Origin of the sequence: Streptomyces sp. NPDC001530, from assembly GCF_042894545.1 — a bacterium.
GTDB lineage: Bacteria > Actinomycetota > Actinomycetes > Streptomycetales > Streptomycetaceae > Streptomyces.
In genome coordinates, this window is sequence record NZ_JBIAVS010000007.1 from 484,123 (window position 1) to 491,192 (window position 7,070).

The 7,070-nt window shown below is 72.0% G+C and carries 6 protein-coding genes and 1 rRNA gene; 5 read left to right on the forward strand and 2 right to left on the reverse strand.

The features are described 5' to 3' along the window. Nucleotides 1-4 precede the first annotated feature (4 nt). Nucleotides 5-1,150 carry an S-methyl-5-thioribose-1-phosphate isomerase gene (gene mtnA, locus ACFY0T_RS17265; protein ID WP_388870473.1) on the reverse strand — a complete coding sequence of 382 codons (1,146 nt, stop codon included), beginning with the start codon at nucleotides 1,148-1,150 and terminating at the stop codon, nucleotides 5-7. Nucleotides 1,151-1,290: 140 nt separating this feature from the next. Between mtnA and ACFY0T_RS17270 the strand changes: the two genes are divergently transcribed. From ACFY0T_RS17270 to ACFY0T_RS17290, 5 genes are read left to right on the forward strand one after another with little or no spacing between them, the layout of a single operon-like run. Next, complete coding sequence (locus ACFY0T_RS17270; protein WP_388870476.1) at nucleotides 1,291-2,625, forward strand: glycerophosphoryl diester phosphodiesterase membrane domain-containing protein; 1,335 nt, start codon at nucleotides 1,291-1,293, stop codon at nucleotides 2,623-2,625. 4 nt (nucleotides 2,626-2,629) lie between these two features. Continuing rightward, nucleotides 2,630-3,376, forward strand: coding sequence for a DUF4129 domain-containing protein (locus tag ACFY0T_RS17275; protein WP_388870479.1), 747 nt, complete (start codon nucleotides 2,630-2,632; stop codon nucleotides 3,374-3,376). Beyond that, nucleotides 3,373-4,572: a DUF4350 domain-containing protein gene (locus ACFY0T_RS17280; RefSeq protein WP_388870482.1), complete on the forward strand. Its 1,200-nt coding sequence runs from the start codon at nucleotides 3,373-3,375 to the stop codon at nucleotides 4,570-4,572. The genes ACFY0T_RS17275 and ACFY0T_RS17280 overlap by 4 nt, the downstream gene beginning before the upstream one ends. Next, nucleotides 4,572-5,561, forward strand: a complete 990-nt coding sequence (locus ACFY0T_RS17285) for an AAA family ATPase (RefSeq protein WP_388870542.1) — start codon at nucleotides 4,572-4,574, stop codon at nucleotides 5,559-5,561. Before ACFY0T_RS17280 ends, ACFY0T_RS17285 begins: the two co-directional genes overlap by 1 nt. Beyond that, the gene (locus ACFY0T_RS17290; protein WP_388870485.1) at nucleotides 5,561-6,871 is read left to right on the forward strand and encodes a DUF58 domain-containing protein; all 1,311 of its coding nucleotides are present in this window, start codon (nucleotides 5,561-5,563) and stop codon (nucleotides 6,869-6,871) included. Before ACFY0T_RS17285 ends, ACFY0T_RS17290 begins: the two co-directional genes overlap by 1 nt. Before the next feature lie 104 nt (nucleotides 6,872-6,975). Here the strand turns inward: ACFY0T_RS17290 and rrf are convergent. Further along, nucleotides 6,976-7,070, reverse strand: a 5S ribosomal RNA gene (gene rrf / locus ACFY0T_RS17295); the annotation flags it as partial.

Consider the following 7,070-nt stretch of genomic DNA (forward strand, 5'->3'; position numbering starts at 1 on the left):
TTAACTAAATCGTTACCTGGCGTGACCTGCCACACAGCTCCGCAAGCGCCTCAGCCGTCACAGGCGACACGGCGCCCTCCTCGGTGACGATTGCCGTCACCAACTCGGGCGGCGTCACGTCGAATGCCGGGTTGTACGCCTGGGTCCCCAGAGGTGCCACCGGTATCCCGCCTCCCGCTTCCGCTCCCGCCACCGGCACCTGGGGTGCTGTGACCTCGGTCACTTCATGACCTGCACGCTGCTCGACCTCGATGGACGCTCCGTCCGGGGTGTCCGGATCCACAGTCGTCACCGGCGCCACCACGATGAACGGCACATGGTGGTACCGGGCCAGCACCGCGAGCGGATAGCTCCCCACCTTGTTCGCCACCGAACCGTCGGCCGCGATCCGATCGGCCCCGATCAGCACCGCGTCCACCTCCCCCGCCGCGAACAGTGAGCCCGCCGCGTTGTCCGTGAGCAAGGTGTACGCCATCCCGTGGCGCGCCGCTTCGTACGCCGTCAGGCGAGCACCTTGCAGCAACGGACGCGTTTCGTCCACCCACAGCCGCCGCAGCTGCCCCGCCCGATGCGCCGCGAGCGCCACGGCGAACGCCGTGCCTTCCCCGCCCGACACCAGCGCCCCGGTGTTGCAGTGCGTCAGGACCCGGTGCCCACCGCCCGGCAACAGCTCATCGAGCAGCGCCAGCCCGTGCCGGGCCATCCGTGCGCTGGCCTCGGCGTCCTCCCTGTGCAGCGCCCGCGCGGCGGCGAGCGCCGCCCCGGCGGCCTGCTCCTGATCGCCACCGCCGGACAGCGCGGCCTGGTATGCCGTCTGTGCCCTGCGTACGCCGACAGAGAGATTCACCGCGGTGGGCCGGGCATCGGCCAGCGAGCGGGCGGCCTCATCCACGTCGAAGCCGCGCGCGGCGGCGAGCGCGACGCCGTACGCCCCTGCGATGCCGAGCAGCGGCGCCCCGCGCACAGCGAGCGTACGGATCGCCTCCACCAGCGCGGGCGCGTCGGTGCACACAAGCTCAACTTCCTCGGCCGGCAGCCTCGTCTGGTCGAGAAGCACCAGTACGGGGCCTTCGGGTGGCTCGTCCCAGCGGATCGCGGGTATCTCCATCTGCCCGCTGTCCTCGCGGGATTGCGCGTACTGATCAGCCATCCGCCCAGTCTGCCCCGTACCGGGCGGACAATTGAAGGTGCGCAGCCCATACGGCTCCCGGCCCCTTGCCGGGCACACCGTGGCACGATGGCTGCCAACCTGCCGCCGCGACCGCGGACGGGCACCGTGAAGGAGCGACGATGAAAGACACTCCGGGCTGGGCCTCGCCCGGATCCGCCCCCTCCGACGGGCAGGAGCCGGACGTCTCCGGCGCCGCGCAGCCCACGGAGCAGCCCTCGGACCAGGGCGGCACGGACCAGCCGGAGCAGCCCTCGAAGTGGTCCAAGGAGCAGCCCCCGCCCGGCCAGTGGTCCGCTCCCAGCCCGCAGGGCCCCGGCCAGGCCCCGCCACCACCTCCACCCGGCCCGGGCGGCCCCGGAGGCCAGGGAGGCGGCTACGGCGGCTGGGGAGGCCCCGGTCGCGGATACGGCGGCCCCGGAGGTCCCGGCGGCTGGGGCGGCAACTGGGGCGGCCCGCCGCCCGCCGCCAAGCCCGGCGTGATCCCGCTCCGCCCGCTCGGCGTCGGTGAGATCCTCGACGGCGCCGTCTCCACGATGCGCACCTACTGGCGCACCGTCCTCGGCATCTCGCTGGCCGTCGCGGTCGTCACGGAGATCGCCGTCATCCTGCTCCAGGGCTTCGTCCTGGACGACAGCGCCAGTACGGACGCTCTCAACGACCCGAGCGCCACCGTCGGCGAGCTGAGCCGCGCCCTGGGCGACGTCATGCTGAGCTCCGGCGTCGTCCTGCTCATCACCCTGCTCGGCACCATCGTCGCGACGGCCCTGCTCACGACCGTGACCAGCCGCGCGGTGCTCGGCAAGTCGGTGACCACGGCCGAGGCCTGGCGGGATGCCCGCCCTCAACTGCCCAAGCTGTTCGGCCTGACCTTCCTGCTGCCGCTCATCGCCGTCGGGGCCGTCGCCGTCGGAACTCTGCCGGGCGTACTCGCCGCACTGGCCGGTGCGGGCGATGCGGGCGTCACACTCGCCGTCCTCGGCGGACTCGCCGCGGGCGTCGTCGCCCTCTGGCTGATGATCCGCTTCTCCCTCGCCTCTCCCGCCCTGATGCTGGAGAAGCAGGGCATCCTGAAGTCGATGAGCCGCTCCGCCAAGCTCGTGCGCGGCTCCTGGTGGCGGGTCTTCGGCATTCAGCTGCTCGCCACGATCATCGCCAACATCGTGGCGTCGATCGTCGTGATCCCCTTCGCCTTCCTCGCCGCGGCCCTCAGCGGCGACGGCGTCAGCGGCTTCCTCAACAGCGGCAGCGGCAACCTCGGTTGGACGTTCCTGATCGTCAGCGGCGTCGGCTCGGTGATCGGATCCATGCTCACCTTCCCGATCACCGCGGGCGTCACCGTGCTCCTCTACATCGACCAGCGCATCCGCCGCGAGGCCCTCGACCTCGACCTGGCCCGCGCAGCCGGCGTCCAGGACTACGGTTCCAACGGCCCCGGCACCACTCCGGGGAGCTGATGCGGTGAGCCCGGCGGGGGGAGTTCTCACGGCGGTCCTGGCACTGCCGCACACCGGCGCCACAGCCGTCCTCGCGCTGCCGCGCGGCGACGAACCACCGGTGACGATCCCGCGCGACCCGGCGCGGGAGGCGGCCAAGCGCGAGCTGTCCAAGCGGATGTACCACGAGAACGACCCCGGCCTGGTCCAGCGCGCCCTGAACGCCTTCTGGGACTGGGTCGACAAACTGTTCAGCGCCGCCTCCGCCGCAACGCCCGGCGGAGCGCTGGGCCTTGTCGTCATCGTCTTGGCCGTGGTGGCGGTCGTCGTCGCCCTGTGGTGGCGCCTGGGCACCCCCCGCCGCACTCCCACCTCGTCCGCCGCGCTCTTCGACGACCGCCCCAAGAGCGCCGCCGAACACCGCGCGGCCGCCGAGGCACACGCCGCCCAGGGCCACTGGAACCAGGCCGTCCAGGAACGCATGCGCGCCATCGTCCGCTCCCTGGAGGAGCGCGCCCTGCTCGATCCCCGCCCCGGCCGCACAGCGGACGAGGCAGCCGCGGAAGCAAGCCGCACCCTGCCCTCCCACACGGACCGACTGCGCGCCGCAGCCCGGAACTTCGACGACGTCACATACGGCGGACGGGCCGCCGACTCGCGCGCGTACCACCGCCTCACCGAGCTCGACCGCGACCTGGAGCGCACCAAACCCGTCCTCGCGAGCAGCGCCCAGAACACGGCACACAGCGCCCGCCAGGGGACCACCTCATGACGACCCTGACCGGGGCCACCCCGACGTCCACCTCGGCCTCGCCCACCGCCCGCCAGGTGTGGACCCGCGCCCGCGGAGTCGTCCTCGCCCTCGTCATCCTTCTGGTGGCCGCCATCGCGATCGCCACGGTCCGCTCGGACACCCAGCACGGCCGCCTCGACCCGCGCTCCGCAGACCCCTACGGCAGCCGCGCCGTCGCCGAACTCCTCGCCGACCGGGGCGTCTCCACGCGCGTGGTCACCACCCTGGACGAGGCCCGCGCCGCAGCCGGCTCCGACACCACTCTCCTGATCGCCGCCCCCAACCTGCTGACCAAACGTCAGCAGACACTCCTCCGTACGGCGACCGAGCACTCCGACGGCCGTACGATCCTGATCTCCCCCGAGTCGCCCTCGCTCGCCACCCTCGCTCCCGGGGTCACCGCCGACCCCGCGGTCAGCTTCGACTCGACGCTCTCCCCCGACTGCACTCTGCCTGCTGCCCGGCGAGCGGGCAGCGCCGACACGGGCGGCGTCCGCTACACCACTACCGTCCTCGAAGCCAACGCCTGCTACCCCAGCGCCGGCCTGCCCACGCTCCTGCGCATCCCGGCGACCTCCGGGAGCGGCGACACCGTCGTACTCGGCGCCCCCGACATCCTCTACAACGACCGCCTCGACGAGCAGGGCAACGCCTCGCTCGCCCTCCAACTGCTCGGTTACCGCTCCCACTTGGTCTGGTACCTCCCCTCGCTCTCCGACACCTCGGCCACCGACGCGGGCGACGAAACCTTCTTCGATCTGCTCCCCTCGGGCTGGCTCTGGGGCACCCTGCAGCTCTTCATCGCGGCAGCCCTGGTCGCCCTGTGGCGGGCACGCCGACTCGGCCCCCTCGTACCCGAACGACTCCCCGTGGCGATCCGCGCCTCCGAAACCGTCGAAGGCCGCGCCCGCCTCTACCGCAAGGCCAACGCCCGCGACCGTGCAGCGACAGCTCTGCGCTCCACCACCCGCACCCGCCTCGCCCCCCTCGTCGGCGTACCCCTCGCCCAGGCGCACGCGCCCGAGGCCTTGCTCCCCGCCCTGTCCGCCCACCTCCAAGGCGACGGCCAGGCCCTGCACACCCTCCTCTTCGGGCCGCCGCCCCGCGACGACGCGGCCCTCGTCTCCCTCGCCGACCAACTCGACGCCCTCGAAAGAGAGGTACGCCGTTCATGATGGACCCGACCACTGACAACGCCGGGTACGCCGGGGATCCGGGCACCGCCCGCTCCTCCCTGGAAGCCCTGCGCGCCGAGATCGCCAAAGCCGTGGTCGGCCAGGACCCCGCCGTGACCGGCCTCGTCGTCGCCCTCCTCTGCCGCGGACACGTTCTACTTGAAGGAGTCCCCGGAGTCGCCAAAACGTTGCTCGTCCGAGCCCTCGCATCCGCGCTGGAACTCGACACCAAGCGAGTCCAGTTCACTCCGGACCTGATGCCCAGCGACGTCACCGGCTCCCTCGTCTACGACGCCCGCACCGCCGAGTTCTCCTTCCAGCCCGGCCCGGTCTTCACCAACCTGCTCCTCGCCGACGAGATCAACCGCACCCCGCCCAAGACGCAGTCGTCCCTGCTCGAAGCGATGGAGGAGCGCCAGGTCACGGTCGACGGCACCCCGCGCCCCCTCCCCGAGCCGTTCCTCGTCGCCGCGACCCAGAACCCGGTCGAGTACGAGGGAACGTATCCACTCCCCGAAGCCCAACTGGACCGCTTCCTCCTCAAACTGACGATCCCTCTCCCTTCCCGCCAGGACGAGATCAACGTCCTCACCCGCCACGCCGAAGGCTTCAACCCGCGCGATCTGCGCGCCGCCGGCGTACGCCCCGTGGCGGGCCCCGCCGACCTCGAAGCGGCCCGCGCGGCGGTCGCCAAAACGGCGGTCTCCCCCGAGATCACCGGCTACGTGGTCGACATCTGCCGAGCCACCCGCGAATCGCCGTCCCTCACCCTCGGCGTGTCACCCCGTGGTGCAACGGCGCTCCTCGCCACGGCCCGCGCCTGGGCCTGGCTGACGGGTCGCGACTACGTCATCCCCGACGACGTAAAGGCCTTGGCCCTCCCCACACTCCGCCACCGCATCCAGCTCCGCCCCGAGGCGGAGATGGAGGGCGTGACGGCCGACTCCGTCGTCAACGCGATCCTCGCCCACGTCCCCGTCCCCCGCTGATGGCACTCACCGGACGCGCCGCCCTCCTGGCAGCCCTCGGCACACTCCCTGTCGGTATCTGGGAGCCGAGCTGGACGGGCATCCTCGCCGTGAACGCGCCTCTGGCCCTGGCCTGCGCGTGCGACGCCGCCCTGGCGGCTCCCGTACGCCGCCTCGGCCTGACCCGCTCCGGCGACACCTCAGTGCGCCTCGGCGAAGCCGCCGACGTCACCCTGACCGTCACGAACCCGTCCGGCCGCCCCCTGCGCGCCCGCCTCCGCGACGCCTGGCCTCCGAGCAGCTGGGAACCCGGCACCGAAGTGGCCGCCTCGCGCCACCGCCTGACGGTCCCCGCCGGCGAACGTCGACGCCTCACGACCCGCCTGCGCCCCACCCGCCGAGGCGACCGCCAGGCAGACCGCGTGACCATCCGCTCGTACGGCCCCCTCGGCCTCTTCGCCCGCCAGGGCAGCCACAAAGTGCCCTGGACGGTACGAGTCCTCCCGCCCTTCACCAGCCGCAAGCACCTGCCCTCCAAGCTGGCACGACTCCGCGAGCTCGACGGCCGCACCAGCGTCCTGACCCGTGGCGAGGGCACAGAATTCGACAGCCTTCGCGAGTACGTCCCCGGCGACGACACCCGCTCCATCGACTGGCGCGCCACGGCCCGCCAGACCACAGTCGCCGTACGCACCTGGCGCCCCGAACGCGACCGCCACATCCTTCTGGTCCTCGACACGGGCCGCACCTCGGCGGGCCGCGTGGGCGACGCCCCACGCCTCGACGCCTCCATGGACGCGGCCCTGCTCCTCGGGGCCCTGGCCTCCCGGGCCGGCGACCGCGTGAACCTCCTCGCGTACGACCGCCGAGTACGCGCCCTCGTCCAGGGCCGCGCTGCAGGCGACGTCCTCCCCTCCCTGGTCAACGCGATGGCGACCCTCGAACCGGCACTCGTCGAGACGGACGCCCGTGGCCTCACCGCCACGGCCCTCCGTACGGCCCCACGCCGCTCCCTGATTGTGCTGCTGACCAGCCTCGACGCAGCCCCCATCGAGGAGGGCCTGCTCCCCGTACTCCCTCTCCTCACTCAGCGCCATACGGTCCTGGTGGCATCGGTGGCCGATCCGCACATCGCCCGCATGGCAAAGTCTCGGGGAAACACCGAGGCGGTGTACGAGGCGGCCGCCGCGGCCCAGGCTCAGACCGAACGCCATCGCACGGCTGAACAACTCCAGCGCCACGGTGTCACAGTCGTCGACGCGACACCGGACGACCTTGCACCTGCTCTCGCGGACGCTTATCTGGCGCTGAAGGCAGCGGGGCGACTGTAAGCGGACACAAAAAAGGGGGCCTCTTGTTTCAAGAGGCCCCCGGAAATGACCCCGAACGCAGAAAACCCCCTTGCCGAATGGCAAGGGGGTTTTCTCTACAATTAGTTCGGCGGCGTCCTACTCTCCCACAGGGTCCCCCCTGCAGTACCATCGGCGCTGTGAGGCTTAGCTTCCGGGTTCGGAATGTAACCGGGCGTTT

Bases quoted from the DNA above. Each gene is read 5' to 3' on its own strand.
- mtnA (WP_388870473.1), bottom strand. From the start codon at position 1,150: ATGGCTGATCAGTACGCGCAATCCCGCGAGGACAGCGGGCAGATGGAG.
- ACFY0T_RS17270 (WP_388870476.1), top strand. From the start codon at position 1,291: ATGAAAGACACTCCGGGCTGGGCCTCGCCCGGATCCGCCCCCTCCGAC.
- ACFY0T_RS17280 (WP_388870482.1), top strand. From the start codon at position 3,373: ATGACGACCCTGACCGGGGCCACCCCGACGTCCACCTCGGCCTCGCCC.
- ACFY0T_RS17285 (WP_388870542.1), top strand. From the start codon at position 4,572: ATGGACCCGACCACTGACAACGCCGGGTACGCCGGGGATCCGGGCACC.
- ACFY0T_RS17290 (WP_388870485.1), top strand. From the start codon at position 5,561: ATGGCACTCACCGGACGCGCCGCCCTCCTGGCAGCCCTCGGCACACTC.